17 protein-coding genes are annotated in these 17,284 nt (G+C 64.3%); 10 read left to right on the top strand and 7 right to left on the bottom strand.

All coding sequences use genetic code 11. The features are described from left to right. Positions 1 to 100 precede the first annotated feature (100 nt). Positions 101 to 391 carry a YciI family protein gene (locus tag LZC95_40680; protein WXA92751.1) on the top strand — a complete coding sequence of 97 codons (291 nt, stop codon included), beginning with the start codon at positions 101 to 103 and terminating at the stop codon, positions 389 to 391. Here the strand turns inward: LZC95_40680 and LZC95_40675 are convergent. After that, entirely contained in the window at positions 383 to 2,278 is a 1,896-nt protein-coding gene (locus tag LZC95_40675) for a HAMP domain-containing histidine kinase (GenBank protein WXA92750.1), read from the bottom strand. The genes LZC95_40680 and LZC95_40675 overlap by 9 nt on opposite strands. Further along, entirely contained in the window at positions 2,275 to 3,768 is a 1,494-nt protein-coding gene (locus tag LZC95_40670; protein ID WXA92749.1) for a HAMP domain-containing histidine kinase, read from the bottom strand. Before LZC95_40670 ends, LZC95_40675 begins: the two co-directional genes overlap by 4 nt. 670 nt (positions 3,769 to 4,438) lie before the next feature. Here LZC95_40670 and LZC95_40665 point away from each other — a divergent pair. After that, positions 4,439 to 5,077: a hypothetical protein gene (locus LZC95_40665; protein ID WXA92748.1), complete on the top strand. Its 639-nt coding sequence runs from the start codon at positions 4,439 to 4,441 to the stop codon at positions 5,075 to 5,077. A gap of 88 nt (positions 5,078 to 5,165) precedes the next feature. On the opposite strand, the gene LZC95_40660 is transcribed toward LZC95_40665, so the two are convergent. Both LZC95_40660 and LZC95_40655 read right to left on the bottom strand, forming a co-directional pair. Further along, positions 5,166 to 6,359, bottom strand: coding sequence for an acetyl-CoA C-acetyltransferase (locus LZC95_40660; protein ID WXA92747.1), 1,194 nt, complete (start codon positions 6,357 to 6,359; stop codon positions 5,166 to 5,168). Between the two features lie 23 nt (positions 6,360 to 6,382). Then, complete coding sequence (locus LZC95_40655; GenBank protein ID WXA92746.1) at positions 6,383 to 7,234, bottom strand: MaoC family protein; 852 nt, start codon at positions 7,232 to 7,234, stop codon at positions 6,383 to 6,385. A 65-nt stretch (positions 7,235 to 7,299) separates the two neighbouring features. Between LZC95_40655 and LZC95_40650 the strand changes: the two genes are divergently transcribed. The 6 genes from LZC95_40650 to LZC95_40625 all read left to right on the top strand — a co-directional run bounded on the left by LZC95_40650 (position 7,300) and on the right by LZC95_40625 (position 13,335). Further along, positions 7,300 to 8,025 (top strand): flagellar biosynthetic protein FliR, encoded by a 726-nt coding sequence (locus LZC95_40650; protein ID WXA92745.1) that lies wholly within the window; start codon positions 7,300 to 7,302, stop codon positions 8,023 to 8,025. An 18-nt stretch (positions 8,026 to 8,043) separates the two neighbouring features. Continuing rightward, complete coding sequence (locus tag LZC95_40645; protein ID WXA92744.1) at positions 8,044 to 8,727, top strand: hypothetical protein; 684 nt, start codon at positions 8,044 to 8,046, stop codon at positions 8,725 to 8,727. Between the two features lie 63 nt (positions 8,728 to 8,790). After that, positions 8,791 to 9,852, top strand: coding sequence for a c-type cytochrome (locus LZC95_40640; GenBank protein WXA92743.1), 1,062 nt, complete (start codon positions 8,791 to 8,793; stop codon positions 9,850 to 9,852). Positions 9,853 to 9,858: 6 nt separating this feature from the next. Beyond that, entirely contained in the window at positions 9,859 to 10,944 is a 1,086-nt protein-coding gene (locus tag LZC95_40635; protein WXA92742.1) for a hypothetical protein, read from the top strand. Between the two features lie 264 nt (positions 10,945 to 11,208). After that, on the top strand, positions 11,209 to 12,270 hold the full coding sequence (locus LZC95_40630; GenBank protein WXA92741.1) for a cytochrome c: 1,062 nt from the start codon (positions 11,209 to 11,211) through the stop codon (positions 12,268 to 12,270). 6 nt (positions 12,271 to 12,276) lie between these two features. Further along, complete coding sequence (locus LZC95_40625; GenBank protein WXA92740.1) at positions 12,277 to 13,335, top strand: hypothetical protein; 1,059 nt, start codon at positions 12,277 to 12,279, stop codon at positions 13,333 to 13,335. On the opposite strand, the gene LZC95_40620 is transcribed toward LZC95_40625, so the two are convergent. Both LZC95_40620 and LZC95_40615 read right to left on the bottom strand, forming a co-directional pair. Beyond that, positions 13,332 to 14,966 carry a GMC family oxidoreductase gene (locus tag LZC95_40620; protein ID WXA92739.1) on the bottom strand — a complete coding sequence of 545 codons (1,635 nt, stop codon included), beginning with the start codon at positions 14,964 to 14,966 and terminating at the stop codon, positions 13,332 to 13,334. The genes LZC95_40625 and LZC95_40620 overlap by 4 nt on opposite strands. Continuing rightward, positions 14,963 to 15,511, bottom strand: coding sequence for a sorbitol dehydrogenase family protein (locus tag LZC95_40615; protein WXA92738.1), 549 nt, complete (start codon positions 15,509 to 15,511; stop codon positions 14,963 to 14,965). Before LZC95_40615 ends, LZC95_40620 begins: the two co-directional genes overlap by 4 nt. A gap of 70 nt (positions 15,512 to 15,581) precedes the next feature. Between LZC95_40615 and LZC95_40610 the strand changes: the two genes are divergently transcribed. Further along, positions 15,582 to 16,052, top strand: a complete 471-nt coding sequence (locus tag LZC95_40610) for a nucleoside 2-deoxyribosyltransferase domain-containing protein (protein ID WXA92737.1) — start codon at positions 15,582 to 15,584, stop codon at positions 16,050 to 16,052. 5 nt (positions 16,053 to 16,057) lie between these two features. Further along, positions 16,058 to 17,023 carry a threonine dehydratase gene (locus tag LZC95_40605; protein WXA92736.1) on the top strand — a complete coding sequence of 322 codons (966 nt, stop codon included), beginning with the start codon at positions 16,058 to 16,060 and terminating at the stop codon, positions 17,021 to 17,023. On the opposite strand, the gene LZC95_40600 is transcribed toward LZC95_40605, so the two are convergent. Then, positions 17,024 to 17,284, bottom strand: coding sequence for a hypothetical protein (locus LZC95_40600; protein ID WXA92735.1), 261 nt, complete (start codon positions 17,282 to 17,284; stop codon positions 17,024 to 17,026).

The raw sequence follows: 17,284 nt of genomic DNA, 5'->3' as shown, positions 1-17,284 counted from the left end.
CTATTGCAATGTGCGGGCCTTGCAGTAAAAACATCGGCAAATACCAGAGGTTTCGAGGTGAATGCTTGACGCGGTCAAGCAAATATTTGAGCATCGAACGATGCACTTCATTCTCTTTTACGACGTTGTCGACGACTATGTGACCAAGCGCGTGCCGTACCGCCCGCAGCACCTCGATTTGGCGCGCGCGGCCTATGATCGCGGGGAGCTCGTGCTCGCAGGGGCGCTGGCCAACCCCGCCGACGGAGCGGTTCTCGTCTTTCGCGATGCGAAGGCCGCCGAAGCCTTCGTCGCGAGCGATCCCTACGTGAAGAACGGCCTCGTGGCCCGCTGGCGCATCCGCGAGTGGACCACGGTCATTGGCGATGGCATCACGCCCCCGTCATTGTAGACCGCGCGTCGACACGGTGCTCGGGCGCGACGAAGCGATGGGATCGTAAGGCGTCGGCAGCGCAATCTGAAAGACCATGCCGCCGCCCTCCATGGTGGCCACGTCGATGGTGCCGCCATGGACCTCGATGATCGAGCGCGCCAGCGAAAGACCCAGGCCGAGGGCCCCGTGCCGGCGTGCCTTGTCGGCGTATTTGAAGGCCTCGAAGATCTTCTCGCGCTCCTCCTCCGGCAGCGCACGGCCTGGCGTCTCGACGTCGATGTGCAGCCGGTCACCGCGGAAGGTGGCGCGCACGAGAACCGTGCCCTCCTCGTGCGTGAAGCGCACGGCGCTCGTGATGATGCCGGTCAGCGCCTGCACGATGCGCAGCGAGTCGAGTTGCAGCTTGGGAACGCCGCGCTGAACCTCGCCCACGACCTGCACGCTGCTGTCGGCCATGAGATCGCGGGCATCGAGCACGGCGCTCATGACGACGTCGTCGACCACCGTCCACTCGGGCGTGACCAGAAAGGCGCCTGCCTCGACCCGCGCGGCATCGAGGATCGTTTGAATCAGGTGCAACAGCTCGCGCCCGCGCTGCTCGATGATGGCCAGGCTCTCGCGCTGCCCGTCGGTCAACGGCGCCCGGGATGCGAGCGCGGCAAAGCCCAGGATGGCATTCAGCGGTGCCTTGAGATCGTGGCTCATGGAGGCGAGGAACAGACCGCGCATGCGCTCGGTGGCCTCGCGGGCGTGCGTGGCCTGCTCGTGCGCCGCGGCGAACTCGCGGAAGATGTCGCCGAGCTGCTCGATGGAATCCATCATGGCTCCGACCGAAATGAAGCGGGCCATGCGGACCATGCGCGTGCCGCGGATGATGTCGGCGACACCGGTGGTGCGCACCGTGTTGGTCACCAGCCGCAGGTCCTCGCAGAAGCGCGTACCGACACGCCATGCGAGCAGCGCCGCGAGTCCCACACCGGTGAAGGCCAAGAGCGCGTAGATGAACGTGATGGTATCGAGCCGCGCGGCCTCGAAGTGTACGGCCGCGTATCCATCGGTGAGCGGGACCAAGACGGTGGTCTCTTCCTCGGCGCCCATTCCCAGTGCCGAAGGCGACACGGCATTGGGCGAAAGCTCGGTGTAGTAGCCGAGTTGCTCCGCGGCCAAAATGGCTTGCTCGCGCCCGCGATCCGTCCCGCGGACGTGGTCGAACACGCCGCGCGCAATGTCGCTCGCCGTGCGCGCCCTCACGGTGCTCTCGAAGGCGCGCGTGTGCGCGTACACGAGAAGCGATGCGCCCAGCGCCACGAAGGCCACCGGCCCGGCCACCGCCACGAGCAGCCGTGTGCGTGCCCGCATGGCCGTCCGCGGATTGGCGGCCATCACGAACACGGCATCGTAGGCCGCGTTCTCCGGCGCCACTTGGAGCACCCGCGCCACGATGCTGCGCAGCCGCACGTACAACGGCAACGCGCCGGCCATGACGATGGTCGCATACAGAAGAATGAGCGCGACCTGGTTGTACAAGTCGTTCGTGATTGGCCGATAATTCGGCAAGAGCGTCGCCGTCGACGCGGCCAGCGACACGAACACCTGCGACGTGGCAATGCGCGCAGGCAGCGCATAGATCGACAAGAGATCCTGCGCGGGCACCGGACCCGTGCCCTGCGCGAGCGCACGCAACGTGGGCGCGAGGCGGCGCGTCAGGGTCAAGGTAATGATGGCGCTGAACACCGCCGACACCGCGAAGACCCATCCCGCGGTGGGCAAGGTCGCCACCAACACGCGCTGATCGAGGAGCAAAAGCCGCGGCGCAAAGGCGACGGCCACGAGATCGCTGAATGCCGCGACCAGCAGCTGCATGCTCAACAAACGCGGTACGAAGCGCAGGGCCGCGGGGCTCATGACAACCTCGCGCGCGGGGCCTTGAGGGGCAGGAGCACGTTGAATGTGGACCCGCGTCCAAGTTGGCTCTCCACGTAAATGGCGCCGCCGTGCAACAGCACCAGGCGCCGCGCGATGGCCAGCCCGAGCCCTGTCCCGCGTTTGCGGCGATGCTCGTCGCCTGCCTGGCGGTAATCTTCGAAGATGAGTGCACGCTCCGTGTCGCCGATGCCCGGGCCCGTGTCGCGCACGCTCACCTTGGCGTACGCGCCCTGCAGGGCCACGCCCACCACGACCTCGCCCTTTTGCGTGAACTTGATGGCATTGGCCACCAAGTTGGTGAGGATTTGACGCACCCGCTTCGTATCGGCCTCGATGACCAAACGCGAAACGCCTTCGCGTCCGACGACGATGGGGCGCCCTTGGAGCACACCGGCCGCCTCGCGCAGCACCTCGGTGGCGATCGCCACCACGTCCACGGGATCGCGCGAGAGGCGCAATTGCCCGCTTTCCAGCGCGGAAAATTCGAGGATGTCGTTGATCAACTCGAGCAGGTGCCCGCCCGAGGCTCGAATCTGCTCCACCTCCTCGGTGGCCTCGGCGGTGAGGGGACCGTCGACGCCTTGAACGAGGATATCGGCGAATCCCAAAATGGCATTCAGCGGGCTGCGCAACTCGTGGCTCACGGCGGCCAAGAAGGCCGCGCGATCGCGGTCGGCTGCCCGCGCCCGCTCCAACGCGCCGCGGTAGCCTTTTTCGGCCTCCACGAAGCGGGCCACGAGCTGATTGAACGCCGCGGTGAGGGCACCCACTTCATCGAGCGAGCGCACCGGCACGGGCTCACCGGAGGGCTCGCTGGGCACTTGAATCATCGCCCGGACGCGCTCGGTCAGGAACTCGACATCGATGTTGGCCTCGCGTGCCACCGCATAGGCGAAGGCGGCCGCCACGCCGACCAAAAGCACGGTCAATGCGATGAGCGCAGCCACCAAGGCGGGGCCTGCCTCGGATTGATCCGGCGCGCGCACGAAGGCGAGCACGTAGCCTTCGTCGGCATTTCGCTCGAGCGGTCGCACGGCGTAACGCACGCGTCCCAGCGACGTTGTCGCTTCACCGTGCTTGGCAATGATGAACTTGCGGATGGTGTCCGGCGGTGGAGCGCCGAGGCTCGCATCGCAGATGATCCCACCATTTTCGTCGACAATGAGGACCTCGGCTTGCGTGCGCCGTGCAGCCTGCTGAATGGCTTCTTGCCGCCCCGAAAGCGTGAACCACGGAAGCCGCGCGCTGAGCGTCGCGGTGAGCAGTTCGGCACGTTCGGCGGCGAGGTCGTCGCTCTCGCGAACGAGATGATCCAAGCCGGTAAGTCCAATGGCGATCGCAACGGCCAAGCTCACGAAAATGGCGATCGCAGGCGCCAAAGGATGGAGCGGCCAGAGCCGCCGAAAGGCCACGCCCTCCGCCGTATACCCGCCGTACGTGGGGAGTGAGCCTCGCGAACCGATGGACACGTGGAGCGATGATACCCCCGTCTGGACGGCGCGTGAAATTCTGGGCGCGTCGATGTGTCATCCGCCACGCAACCGTTGTCTCTCACACGTCACGCAAGGGACGCGCGCATGCGATACGAGACCCGTATTCATTGCGCGCTCTCGTGCAACGCGACCGAAAACAGCCGATCTTTGCTTCGATGCAAGATTCTCCAGACGCAGAAAAATCCGGCCAATCGAGCCTCGTTCGTCATCGCGACAACAATGGCGGCGATACCACTTCAACACCTGTCGCAAGGTCGGTTGCGATCACGCGGAGCGCAGGAAATTCGCGGCCGTGCGCGTTCGTGCACGTTCGCGCGCGGGCAGCCAGAAAGTGCATCACGAATACGAGTTCTACTGGCCATCTCGAAATAGGGGGTTACGCTCGTGGAGGCCCAACGATTCGCTCCCAGGGTCTAAACGGTTCCGCTGCGTGCCCCTGATTTTTAACTGAATGTTTACACCTAAAGGTTTCAGCGTGTTTTCAGGTGGGGCGAGCGACGGGTTTTTCGGCTGAATTCCCGCGAATATTTCGCATCCGTTTCGTAGTCCGATCGACGCACCGCGTCTCCGATTTTAATTGGTCGTTGACCCTTTACGCCGCTACGTCTTGGGCGGATAACATCATCGAAGTACCGAAGTAAGAGCGATGCGCAAACTCTCACGACTCTTCGCCACCAAAGATGCAGCCCGCGGCGCGGCGCCCCGTCGCCGTCGTAAGCTGGTGCATCTTGCAACCGCGGCCGAAAGCAGCGCCAAGTTGCGCGTTGCCGAAGTCGTGGTGGACCTGGACGCGAGCGTGGTCGACGACGGCGCTACGGCTTTGGAGCTGGAAGAACGCGCCGTTGCCGATCGTCACATGATCGCGCTCGAGCAAGAGCGGTCCCGCGTGCGGGATCTGGATGCAACACGTCGCGCGGGAATGGATGAATCGCGCGAGGTGTTGGTGGACGAGGGTGACGATGACGCGTCGCCGGACAGTTCCCCTCGCCCTTCGAGTTCCGGCTCCTCTGGCATTCCTTTCGACTCTGGTGTGTACGTGAGCTCTCGCTTTACCAACGCAGACCCCAATCTGGTCCGTCAAGTGACCCTCGTGGTGTACGAGTGGCACAACGTGGAGCCTGGCACACTGTCCTGGGTCTTCCCCAGCGTACAAGCCGCCCTCGCGGCAGCCCGCGCCATGAAAAACGCGGTCAAATGGGCCGTCATCGCCGGCCGGCGCACCCAAAAGGTCGACGTCGAAAGCGAACGCGCCAGCGGCCTCGTATTGGTCGAACAAGCTGGCTGAGAGCCTTGGCCTGAGAAGGCCGAGAGCTCGGTTGGCTCGTTGAACAGGCAGCGCCGCTTCGAAGGAAGCGGCGCTTCGCCGTTTGTCGTTAGACTCGTTCCAAAATGACGGCCATGCCCTGGCCGCCGCCGATGCAGGCGCTTCCTGCGGCGTAACGGCCTTGGCGGCGGGCGAGCTCGTAGACCAGGTGCGTCGTGATGCGCGCCCCGCTGGCGCCCAAGGGATGCCCCAGGGCGATGGCGCCGCCGTTCACGTTGGTCTTGGCCCGATCGAGGCCAAGCTCCTTCTCTACCGCCAAATACTGCGGCGCAAACGCCTCGTTGACCTCGACCAGGTCCAGATCGGAGAGCTTCAAATCCGTGCGGGCGAGCGCCTGCTGGATGGCCGGGGCCGGGCCGATGCCCATGATGGTCGGATCCACACCGGCCACGCCCCACCCAACCAAGCGCGCGAGCGGCTTGAGGCCCTTTTGCTGCGCGAATTCCTCGGTCGTGAGCACCAGGGCGGCCGCGCCATCGCAGATGCCCGAGGCATTGCCCGCCGTAACCACGCCGTCCTTCTTGAAGACGGGCGCGAGCTTGGCCAGCACCTCACGCGTCGTTTGCGGGCGCGGGTGCTCGTCGACCTCGAAGTTCACCGTGGCTTTCTTCTGCTTGATCTCGAGCGGCGTGATCTCGTCTTTGAAGCGCCCCGCCTCGTTCGCCGCCGCCCAGCGCTGCTGGCTCACCAGCGCGTATTCGTCGCAGGCCTCGCGCGTAATGCCATATTTCACCGCGAGGTTCTCCGCGGTCACCGCCATCGGCAGATTGCAGTAGCTGTCCGTGAGACAGGTCCACAGCGAATCTTCCAGCGCGGGCGCCTTGCCGAAGGCGAATCCCTCGCGCGCTCCGCGAACGACGTGCGGCGCTTGCGACATGTTCTCCGTGCCGCCGACGAGCACCGCGTTCGACTCGCCCAGCAGGAGCTGCTCGGCGCCGCTCACGATGGCCTGGAACCCGGACCCGCAGAGACGATTCACCACGAGTGCCGGCGTGGTGATGGGCAGCCCCGCCTTGAGGCCGATGTGGCGCGCGCAGTAGATGGCGTCCGCGCTCGACTGGAGCACGTTGCCGATCACCACGTGATCGATGGCGTCCGCAGCGACGCCGGATTGCGCCAACGCGGCCTTGGCCGCGGCGACGCCCAGGTCGTTCGCGCTCAGCCCTTTGAGGGCACCCTGCATGGTGCCGAACGCCGTGCGCTTCGCGCCGACGATGACAATCGATTTGGTTAGCTTGGCCATGTCTTCTTCCTCGTTTACTCCAGTCAACCCGCGTCGAAGCTTGCCCAGGCGCTCGTCAGCACCGTTTCGCCGCGCTCCTTCACGGAGACGCTGAGCGCAACGCCGCCTGGTGCCACGATCCAGCCTTCGGTGACGAGCGTATCGCCCGGCCAAACCGGACGCCGGAACTGCGCGTTGAATGCGGTGAGCTTCGACGCATCTCCCCCGCACGCGCCCTTTGCCGCGTGGCGGACCATGTACCCGAAGGTGCAGAGCCCGTGCAAAATTGGCCCGCGCTCGAACCCGACGCTCGCGGCGAACTCCGGATCGGCATGCAGCGGATTGCGGTCACCCGAGAGGCGATAGAGCAGTGCCTGCTCTTCCGAGGTCTTCTCCTCGATGCGAAAATCCGCCGGGCGATCCTTCGGCGCGGCGTAGGGCACTTCTTCCTTGGGCAGCGGCTTTCCGCCGAACCCGCCCTCGCCGCGGAAAATGATGTTCGATGTCGTCTTGCAGACAACCTCGTCCTGCTCGTTCTTCGTCTCCATGTCCAGGACCACGTAGGCGAACTTGCGCATGTCGTAGATGTCGCGGACGGTCGCCGTGGTGTACACGGTGCCTGCGCTGGCGAAGGGACGCAGGATTTCCATCTTCTCCGAGCCGTGCACGACCATGGCCATGTTGCCGCCGCTCTTGGCGAGAAAATCGAACATCAGGTCGATCTTCGGCACCACGGCGAAGCTCGGATACACCTTGGGGCCGCGCCCCTCGTAGAGGTAGTCGAGCTCGTCCTTCGTGGCTCCGATGCCGAGCGCATACAAAACGGTGTCCTGCCACGAATAGATGCGTTTCGAGGGCTCGGACGGCTTTCCTACGATGTCCAGGTCGAGGCTCATGGCCCGAGAGAATCGGTTTTCCGCCCGCCTGGGTCAAGGCCGCGGTACCTTCGTTTCCGGTCGCGATGGCCGTTCCCTCCTTGAATGCCGTTTTCGGCATCGATTTATCCGCCCTAGGTCTCTCCTGGGCACGGATGCTGCCGACCGTCGCGCTCGTTCCCGCCTTCGGCCTGCGCGCGCTTCCAGGGCCCGTGCGCGCAGTGCTGGGGTTGATGCTTGCATTATGCATCATTCCCGCCGTGGGCGCGACGACGCGAATGGCGCCATTTCTGGTTTCGGCGCACGAGCCATGGCCGCTTTTGCTGCTGGAGAATGTCCTGCGGGGCATTCCCGTTGCGCTGGCCGCGGCCATTCCATTGTGGGCCGCGACCATGGCGGGCAATTTGGTCGATACGCTGCGCGGCGCCCACGAGCCTTGGAATACCGATGTCGTTGCGGGGAAGGCGAGCCACATGGGCATCGTGTTCGCGCTGCTTTCGGCCGGGATTTTCCTGCAATCGGGCGGGCCATCGCGCGTGGCGCTGGCGTTGGCCACGGCGGATTTTCCGGCGCACCCGCTGCTGGCCGCCATGCACGATCTCGCGGGCGGCATCACCTTGGCCGTGGCGCTGGCGGGCCCGCTGTTCGCGGCGGCCATCGTACTGGAGGTGGCCACCGCCCTCGTGGCGCGTGCGTCGTTCCCCGCGCAGCTCTACGTGCTGTTTCCCCCGTTGCGCGCGCTCGGCCTGCTCATCGTGGCGGCTTTGGTGCTCGAGCGCATCGCCTTCGTGCTCGCCCATGCGATGCGCTGAACGACAAGGACGGCCCGGATGTACGCAGGACATTTCGCCATTGGCTTTGCGTTTTCGTCACGCTTTCGCGACGTGCCTCCGTGGATTCCTTTGTTTGGAATCGGGCTGCTGGACATCGTCGATGGCGTGCTGGTCGGCGCCGGTGTCGAACGTGTGACGCCTTCCGCTCAGGCCAATGGCTACATGCATATGGCACTCGACTTCATCGATTGGGATCATTCGCTGCTCATGTCCCTCGTCTGGTCCGCACTCGCCGGCCTCGTCGCGTGGCGAGCGGGGGGTAAGCGCTGGGCTATGGTTGCCGCGGCAGCGGTGTTTTCGCACTTTTTGGCCGATCTCGCGATGCACGATCCCGACTTGGCGTTGTGGCCGTATTCGTCAGCGCATGTGGGGCTGGGGGCGTGGAGCTCATTGCCCGTGGGGTCGTGGTTCCTGGAAGTGATTTTCGTTATCAGTATGATCTTAATTGGTTGTTCGAATGGCATCCAAAGCTTGAATGCATCGAAATATCCCATCATGGTGATGGCATTTCTCGCGGTACAATTGACGCCTTGGTGGTCGCCGATGATCCTGACGGGCGATGCCGGTACGTCGAGTTCGCCTGTTATTTACGGCCTTTTCATCGTGGTTGGGTTCATTCTCCCGGCCTCGTTGATGTCCTGGTTCATGATGCGTCCACCGCGAGCGAATATCGGCTCATAATCAAAAGAGGCATTGACGCCCGAGGTGGATTATCCTCAAGGTATTCGTCTCGGAGGATGGCTTATGCGGCAATCGATGTGGCTGTTGGTCTTCGCGGCGGCGAGCGTGCCGGCGCTTCTCGTCGGCGCATGCAGCGGTGACGACACCTCTGTTCCCGGACAGGACGCGGGCAGAGACAGTACGACGGACACCAGCACGGACAGCCCTTCCACCGGCGGCGATCCGGTGCGCGGCAAGTACATCGTCGACACGCTGGCATCCTGTGGCGATTGCCACACCCCGCGCAAAATGGATGGTAGCCCCGACATGGAACGCTACCTCGCCGGCAACGACTGCTTCGTCGGAGCCGATCGCGGTGATGCGGGCCCCGGCGCTCCGCAAGATCCTCCCGGGTGTCTCGCCGCGCGCAACCTGACGAATCACGAGACCGGTTTGAAGAACCGGAGCGACCAAGAGATTCGGGACATGTTCCAAAATGGAAAGCGCCCCACCGGTGACGCTCTCTATCCGGTCATGCCGTATTGGGTTTACCACAACATGACGGACGCGGACGCGAAGTCCGTTGTCGCGTATCTGCGCACGGTGCCGGGTATCGATCACCGCTCCACGAGTCAGTGGCCGTGGAATTCGCCCCCGCCAGCCGCGACCCCGCCGATTGATCTCAGCAAGGTGCACACCCCGAAGCAGGAGGGGAATGCGAATTACGAGAGCGAAATGCGCGGCAAGTACATCAGCGCCGTCGCGGCCGCGTGCATCGAGTGCCACACGCCGGAAAAAGAGGGCGTGAAACCACCCATGGCCGATCGAGACAAGTGGTTTGCGGGCAATCGTGTTTTCAGGCGCTCCGATCTCCACCTGCCGCCCAATTTCCCCGAGACGATTCACAGCGCGAATCTGACCTCGGATCCGACGGGCCTCGCCGGTCGCTCCGTGGAGGATATCGTCAATGCGATTCGAAAAGGTGTCCAGCCGGACGGCGGTGTGGTGTGCCCGCCCATGCCCGCGGGGCACCTGGCGCCGTATTCCAATATGACCGAAGACGATGCAAAAGATATTGCGAGATACCTGCTGTCACTTCCGCCCATTGCGAATGCGCGGCCGGATTGTCAGCCCACACCGCCATAAATCGTCATGCGTGCCATGGTGAGTGCAAAATCAGGGGCGGCCGTCATGGCCGCCGCCATGTTGATCGGTTCGATCGCGGCGTGCGGTTCGTCGTCGGACAACGGAGGCAATCCGCCGGGCAGCGATGCGGGACCTGGCGATGCGGGGCCTGGCGATGCGGGGACCTCGGGGCCGCCGCAGCGCCTCTCCGAGACGGGGCTCTATTCGGACATGGCGACCAAGCAGGTGGCCGCGGCCTCGCTCGAATACGCGCCTGCGTACGCCTTGTGGTCGGATGCCGCGGACAAGAAACGCTGGATCGTGCTTCCGGCCGGCGCGCGCATCGATACGACCGACATGGACCATTGGCGCTTTCCCGTCGGGACCAAGCTTTTCAAAGAGTTCTCCCGCGGAGGAAAGCGCCTGGAGACGCGTCTCATCGAGCATGTCGCCGATACGGGAAAGCTGGAGGACGATTACCTCGCCTCCACCTTCGTCTGGCGCGACGATGAGTCCGACGCGGACCTCGCCGTCGATGGCGCGCGCAACATCCGCGGGACCGATCACGACGTGCCCTCGCGGCAGGATTGCTTCAAGTGCCATCGTGGCGAGCCGGGCGCGATTCTCGGGTTCTCGGCGATACAGCTTTTCCAACCGAGCGCGCCCGCGTCGGCGATGACGCTGCGCCGGCTTGTCGAACAGGGCAAGCTGACCGCGCCTCCTGCGGCTGACGCCAACTTCTCTGCGCCGGGCGACGAGGCGACGGCGCGCGCGTTCGGGTACTTGCACGCGAATTGTGGCCATTGCCACAATGAAAATGGAATTGCCTGGGCGGACAATCCGATGAAGCTGCGGCTCTTGGTGGGCGAGCGCGATGCCGCGACCAGCAGCATCTACAAGGCCACGGTCAAGGCGAGGATGGATCGGCCGAAGACGTCCGGCGACGAGTTTCGCGTCGTCGCGGGCCATCCGGAAAAGAGCGGCCTCTTTTACCGGATGTCCCTGCGCGACGGGACGCCCGAGTCGATGCCGCCCATTGCCACGAAGCATGTCGATTCGGATGCCGTTTCGGTCGTCAAAGCATGGATTGAGCGCCTCCCGCCTTCCCCCTGATGCCCTTTCGATCGGGACACTGTCGAGCGCGTCTTCCGCGAGGGTGACCCGGTCGTTCGGGTTGGATAGCTGGCTGGATGCTTGCGGATTGCACGCGATTGGATCGATTGCAATCGATCGCCGCCCATAGTTTCTCTCGGCCGGTCGGCTTACCGGTTTGGTGAAATGGATTTCGTGTGATTATGATCTTAATCGCACAATCGAATATCAGGCATTGACCCGAGATGCATTGTCCCCAAGCTCGTCGACTCGGAGGACAATCGTATGCGGCAATCGATGTGGCTGTTGGCCCTCGCGGCGGCAAGCTTGCCGGCGTTCTTTGTCGGCGCATGCGGCGACGACGACACCCTCGTTCGGGTGCTGGACGCCGGCACTCGAGATAGTACGACGGCGGACAGCACCGCGGATAGTTCCTCCACGGCTGGCGATCCGGTGCGTGGTCGATACATCGTGGACACGCTTGCAACCTGTGGCGATTGCCATACTCCGCGCAATCCGGATGGCACGTTCGACATGTCACGCTACCTCGGCGGCAACGAATGCCTCGTCGGAGTCAATCGCGGCGACGCGGGGCCGGGCGGCCCGAACGATCCGCCGGGCTGTCTCGCCACGCCGAATCTGACCAATCACGAGACCGGTTTGAAGAACCGGAGCGATCAAGAGATTCGGGACATGTTCCAACATGGAAGGCGCCCGACGGGGGATGCTCTCTGGCCGGTCATGCCTTATTGGGTTTTCGCGAATATGTCGGAGCAAGACGCCATGGCCGTTGTCGCCCATTTGCGTTCGACGCAGGGGGTCGATCATCGATCGGCGAGCCAATGGCCGTGGAACTCGCCACCACCAAGTCCGCGTCCGCCGATTGATATGAATACGGTGTATGCACCGCCGAGAGATGGGAATCCGGATTACGACAGCCAAGTGCGCGGTCGGTACCTCGCGGCCGCCATGCCGTGCATCGAGTGCCACACGCCCGATCAAGAGGGCGTACAACCGCCTACGCCGGATCGAACGAGGTGGTTTGCGGGAAATCGTATTTTCAGACGGTCGGATCTGGGCCTGCCGTCCAATTTTCCGGAGGAGATTCACACGGCCAATCTGACCTCGGATCGGACGGGGCTCGCGGGCCGCTCGATGACCGATATCGTCCGAGCCATCCGGGAAGGCATCCAGCCGGACGGCGGATTGGTGTGCCCGCCCATGCCCGCGGGACACCTGGCTCCGTATTCCAATATTACCGACGAGGACGCAAACGATATTGCGCGGTATCTGCTGTCACTTCCGCCCATTTCGAATCCGCGGCCGGATTGTCAGCCCACGCCTTGATTGGAAATGCGTAACATTCTTTGCGCAACGCACGCGGTCGTCTTCGTGGTCGCGGCGCTGACGAGTTCGTTCGTGGCGTGTAGCTCGTCATCGGACGGCGGAGGCAGTCCGCCGCCGGGGGGCGACGCGGGGCGTGCCGACGCGGGACCCTCGGGGCCGCCGCAGCGCCTCTCCGAGACGGGGCTCTATTCGGACATGGCGACCAAGCAAGTGGCCGCGGCCTCGCTCGAATATGCGCCGGCGTACGTGTTGTGGTCGGATGCCGCGGACAAGAAACGCTGGATCGTGCTTCCGGCCGGCGCGCGCATCGATACGAGCGACATGGACCATTGGCGCTTTCCCGTGGGGACCAAGTTTTTCAAAGAGTTCTCGCGCGGGGGAACGCGCCTCGAGACGCGTCTCATCGAGCATGTCGCCGATACGGGAAAGCAGGAGGACGATTATCGTGCTTCCACCTTCGTCTGGCGCGGCGATGAGTCCGACGCGGATCTCGTCGTCGACGGCGCGCGCAATATCCGCGGGACCGATCACGACGTGCCGTCGCGGCAGGATTGCTTCAAGTGCCACCGTGGCGAGCCGGGCGCGATTCTCGGGTTCTCGGCGATACAGCTTTTCCAACCCAGCGCGTCGGCGATCACGTTGCGCTGGCTGGTCGAGCAGGGCAAGCTCACTGCACCTCCTGCAGCCAATGCCGACTTCTCGGTGCCGGGCGACGAGGCGACGGCGCGCGCGTTCGGGTACTTGCACGCGAATTGTGGCCACTGCCACAATGAAAATGGAATTGCCTGGGCGGACAATCCGATGAAGCTGCGGCTCTTGGTCGGCGAGCGCGATGCCGCGACCAGCAGCATTTACAAGGCCACGGTGGGGGAGAAGATGAATCGCCCGAAGACCTCGGGCGATACGTTCCGCGTCGTGGCGGGCCACCCCGAGCAGAGCGGCCTCTTTTACCGCATGTCCCGGCGCGACGGGACGCCCGAGTCGATGCCGCCCATTGCCACGAAGCATGTCGACGCGGACGCCGTTTCGGTCGTCAAAGCATGGATTGAGCGCCTTCCACCCTAGTCCCCCGCCAGCGCCCTCTCGATTCGCGGCAGCGCATACAAAGCAAGGGCGCTGAGCGTCAAGGTCGGGTTGACGGTGCCGCCGGTGCAAAACTGCCCGCTGCCCAGGAGGAAGAGATTCGCGTGGTCGTGCGAACGGCCGTGCGGATCGACCACGCTCGTTGCGGGGTCGTTGCCCATGCGGTAGGTGCCCAGGATGTGCCCGCCCCCGAAGTAATCGGGCGCGTGCTCGATGTAGGTCGTGCCGAGGGCCGCGTACATGCGATCGTGCGTCGCGCGGGCGGCGCTGAGGCCTCGTTTCTCGTAGTCGCTGAGCGCGTAGTGAATCTTGGGGCGGGGCAGGCCGAAGCTGTCCAGCGCGTCCTCCGCCAGGGTGACCCGGTTGTTCGGGTTGGGCAGCTGCTCGACCAAGGATGACACACTCGAGTGGCGGTGCGCATGCAAGGCGAGCTCACGCCGCAGTTGGGTGCCGCGAATGCCGCGTGCGAGAAGCTCGGGAAGGGCGAAGTCTGCGGTTCCTTTGGCGTAGGTCCAACCGTCGGCGCGCAGCTCGATGCGAAAGGCCCCACGGTGGGCGCGTTGGTCGACCCCATCGAAGTCGCGAAAGCGAAAATGGTCCACGCCGGCCGTCGACTGCGGGCCGCGGTAAGCACCATGGGCCTCGCGGGTGAGGGCCCACGTGACCTGCGTCGGGTGGTCCATGAGGTTGCGGCCGACTTGGTCGCTGCCATTGGCCACGCCGCCGGGACGCGCGGACGTGCGCGAGAGGAGCAAGAGCTTGGGCGTCTCGATGCCGTGTGCGGCAAGGATGTAGATGCGCCCGCGCGCAATCTGCGATGTGCCGTCGGGCCTGCGGACGTGGATGCCTTGGATGCGCTCGTCCGGCCCTACTTCGACGAAGACGGCGACCGCGTTTTCCACGATGCGTGCCCCCGCACGCTCCGCGCGCTCGACTTGCACGCCGGCATCGAACCGCGCCACCGTGGGGCAAATCGGCAAACAGCTTGCGCGCCCGTCGCACGCGGGACGGCCATCGTGCGGAATCGAATTGCGTGCTTGGGGATTGACGCTCATCTCGATTCCCAAAGTCCCGAGGGCGCGCTTCCAGGCCTTGTCCGCGTTGTTTAGGGCAATCGGCGGCAGGGGATATGGCGCGCTTCGCGGCGACTCCAGATCGCCGTGTCCTGCCACGCCCATGAGCCGCTCGGCCTCCACGTAATACGGTTCGATATCGCTGTAGCGTATTGGCCAATCGGCCCCGACACCGAAACGCGACTTCATTTCGAAATCGGTCGGGTGCAGGCGCGGCGTCATGCCCAGCCAATGCCACACGCTGCCTCCGACCAAGCGGAGGTAGTTGCTCCAGAAAATATCCGGGCCCGCTTGGACGTAATAATCGCCAATCTTGTCCAGGCGTGGCGCGGGTGCGTGCGACACCGCTTCATACGGTGTTTCGGGCAATTTGATGACCGAATCGCGGTAGCGTTGGATGGCCTGCGCGCGATCGACCCGTGGACCGGCTTCGAGCACCAGGACCTTGGCCCCCGTTTTCGCCAGCCGGGTGGCCACGAGCGAACCGACGATTCCAGCCCCCACGATGACGACGTCGGCTTCCATATCGTTCGAACTCATGGGATCTCCCGTACGACGGGGGGCCGGCTCCAGAATCCCGGAGGCCCACCGCGGGTGGTCGGCGCATTGATGCCGTCGAGACGCCATCCCAGCGCGCGGACGTAGGTTGCGACGCGCATGCCCGATTCCGCTTCGTACAGCCCCGTGTACCAATTCGTGATGATGCGGTCCGTGAGTATGCGAAACGCGCCATCTCGGAAGATGCCTCGGGATTCCAATTCCTCGAGGCTCGCGGGAGCATGCCAATCGCGGTAGCCCGCCTGTTGGTAAAGGCGTTCGAGATCGGCGGCGCGCTGTGCGTCTGACTGCAATGAATGCAAATACAATTGCGCGAACGACGGCTCGAGGCGATCGAAGCCGGTGAGCAGCGCAGACAAGTGGAGAAAGCGCGCCAGCTCGGGATGCAGGCGCAGCTCCTCCGATAGTGCATCGAGCGCGCCTTCTTCTTCGGAAGACGCGCAGGCGGCAAGGCCATGTGCGAGCGCAACGGCTCCAAAAGCAGCCAGGATCGCACGACGACCGATGGCGGGCGGCGTGTCACTCATTGGGGACATCTTTGGCTCGAGTGCTCGCCGATTTCAACGGTACAACCATGAATGAGGAGAACTTTGCCCGATGTCGTTGTTACTCAAACCCCCCGCTCCACTCTCGTTCGATCGTACGCTGCCGAGCGTCTTTCTCGCGGGCTCCATCGAAATGGGGCAAGCGGACGATTGGCAACGCCAGTTGGAAATCGGCCTCGAGGACACACCCGCGGTCGTTCTGAATCCGCGGCGTGACGATTGGGACCCGAGTTGGAAGCAATCGATGTCCGACCCGAACCTGCGCGCCCAAGTGGAATGGGAGCTCGATGCACAAGATGCCGCCACGTGCATCGCGATGTACTTCGCCCCCACGACGAAAGCGCCCATCACGCTGCTGGAGCTGGGGCTTTTCGCGCGGACCGGCAAGGTGATCGTTTGCTGCCCTGACGGATTTTGGCGCAAAGGAAACGTGGACATCGTGTGCGCGCGCTACGGCATCCCCACGGTTTCCTCGCTGGGCGAGCTGCTCGCCGGCGTCCGGCACGCACTCCGGCTAGGATGATGCGCATGCTGCCCGATCTTCTTTCTTTGCGTGCTGCTTCCGAGATCGTCTACCGGACGATGAAACCCACGCCGCAGTATCGCTGGCCGCTGCTCGTCGAAGCCGTGGGGGCGGAGGTGTGGGTCAAGCACGAGAACCACACGCCGGTGGGGGCTTTCAAGGTGCGTGGCGGATTGGTGTACTTCCGCGAGCTCGCGGCGCGGCAGCCACGGGGGGGCCACGTCGTCAGTGCGACGCGCGGCAATCATGGCCAGTCGATTGGATTCTCGGCCGGGCGCTATGGGATAAAGGCCACCATTTTCGTGCCGCACGGCAACAGTCGCGAGAAAAATGCGGCGATGCAGGCGCTGGGGGTCGAGCTGATCGAGCACGGCGAGGACTTTCAGGCCGCGCGCGAAGAGGCCGCTCGCTATGCGGAGCGTGAAGGATTCCATTTCATGCCGTCGTTCCACGCCGATTTGGTGCGGGGTGTTGCCTCGTATTGGTTCGAGTTCTTCGAAGCGGTGCCGAACCTGGACGTCATCTACGTGCCCATTGGATTGGGCTCGGGCATCTGCGCCGCCGTTGCCGTGCGCGAAGCTCTCGGGTTGCGCACGAGGATCGTGGGCGTCACCTCGGCGCACGCGCCGGCCTATGCGCTCTCGTTCAAAGCGGGGAAGTGCATCGAGGCTCCCGTCTCGACGCAGCTCGCCGACGGCATGGCCTGCCGAACCCCGGATGCCGATGCCGTCGCCATCATCTCGAAGCATGTCGACGAGGTCATCACGGTAAGCGACGCCGAAATTGCCGCGGCCATGCGCCTGCTCTTCACGGCAACGCACAACGTCGCCGAGGGCGCGGGCGCCGCCGCACTCGCCGGCGCACTGCAACAACGCGCGAGCCTAAAAGGCCGCCGCGCCGGCCTCGTCGTCTCCGGCGGCAACGTCGACGCCGACGTCTTCGCCAGCGTCCTGCGCGACGCGAACGTCTGATTACCGTCGCGCGGTGGCATCGAGATCGGCCAAAAGCCGTCGAATGGCCCTTTCGAGGGGGTGGAGATCAACGAGATCCAGCCAAGCCTCGAGATTTTGCTGCGTGACATAGCTCGCGATTGCGGTGAGCACGTCGGCGGGGTGGTTCGTTTCGATGCGCACGCTCAATTGATCTCCCCACGAGGGCGCGCATTCCGCGATTTCGAACGTCTTTGGTCCGAGCTCGAGCCGCAATCGGTCGCGCAGCTCGCCTTCGACCAC

Source organism: Sorangiineae bacterium MSr12523 (genome assembly GCA_037157775.1).
Classification (GTDB): Bacteria; Myxococcota_A; Polyangia; order Polyangiales; family Polyangiaceae; genus Pendulispora; species Pendulispora brunnea.
The sequence above is the reverse complement of the archived record's forward strand: the minus strand, read 5'-3'. Positions and strand labels throughout refer to the sequence as shown.

Excerpts from the sequence above, each read along its gene's own strand:
- LZC95_40680 (WXA92751.1), top strand. The coding sequence starts at position 101 with ATGCACTTCATTCTCTTTTACGACGTTGTCGACGACTATGTGACCAAG.
- LZC95_40675 (WXA92750.1), bottom strand. The coding sequence starts at position 2,278 with ATGAGCCCCGCGGCCCTGCGCTTCGTACCGCGTTTGTTGAGCATGCAG.
- LZC95_40665 (WXA92748.1), top strand. The coding sequence starts at position 4,439 with ATGCGCAAACTCTCACGACTCTTCGCCACCAAAGATGCAGCCCGCGGC.
- LZC95_40660 (WXA92747.1), bottom strand. The coding sequence starts at position 6,359 with ATGGCCAAGCTAACCAAATCGATTGTCATCGTCGGCGCGAAGCGCACG.
- LZC95_40655 (WXA92746.1), bottom strand. The coding sequence starts at position 7,234 with ATGAGCCTCGACCTGGACATCGTAGGAAAGCCGTCCGAGCCCTCGAAA.
- LZC95_40650 (WXA92745.1), top strand. The coding sequence starts at position 7,300 with ATGGCCGTTCCCTCCTTGAATGCCGTTTTCGGCATCGATTTATCCGCC.
- LZC95_40645 (WXA92744.1), top strand. The coding sequence starts at position 8,044 with ATGTACGCAGGACATTTCGCCATTGGCTTTGCGTTTTCGTCACGCTTT.
- LZC95_40640 (WXA92743.1), top strand. The coding sequence starts at position 8,791 with ATGCGGCAATCGATGTGGCTGTTGGTCTTCGCGGCGGCGAGCGTGCCG.
- LZC95_40635 (WXA92742.1), top strand. The coding sequence starts at position 9,859 with ATGCGTGCCATGGTGAGTGCAAAATCAGGGGCGGCCGTCATGGCCGCC.
- LZC95_40630 (WXA92741.1), top strand. The coding sequence starts at position 11,209 with ATGCGGCAATCGATGTGGCTGTTGGCCCTCGCGGCGGCAAGCTTGCCG.
- LZC95_40625 (WXA92740.1), top strand. The coding sequence starts at position 12,277 with ATGCGTAACATTCTTTGCGCAACGCACGCGGTCGTCTTCGTGGTCGCG.
- LZC95_40620 (WXA92739.1), bottom strand. The coding sequence starts at position 14,966 with ATGAGTTCGAACGATATGGAAGCCGACGTCGTCATCGTGGGGGCTGGA.
- LZC95_40615 (WXA92738.1), bottom strand. The coding sequence starts at position 15,511 with ATGAGTGACACGCCGCCCGCCATCGGTCGTCGTGCGATCCTGGCTGCT.
- LZC95_40610 (WXA92737.1), top strand. The coding sequence starts at position 15,582 with ATGTCGTTGTTACTCAAACCCCCCGCTCCACTCTCGTTCGATCGTACG.
- LZC95_40605 (WXA92736.1), top strand. The coding sequence starts at position 16,058 with ATGCTGCCCGATCTTCTTTCTTTGCGTGCTGCTTCCGAGATCGTCTAC.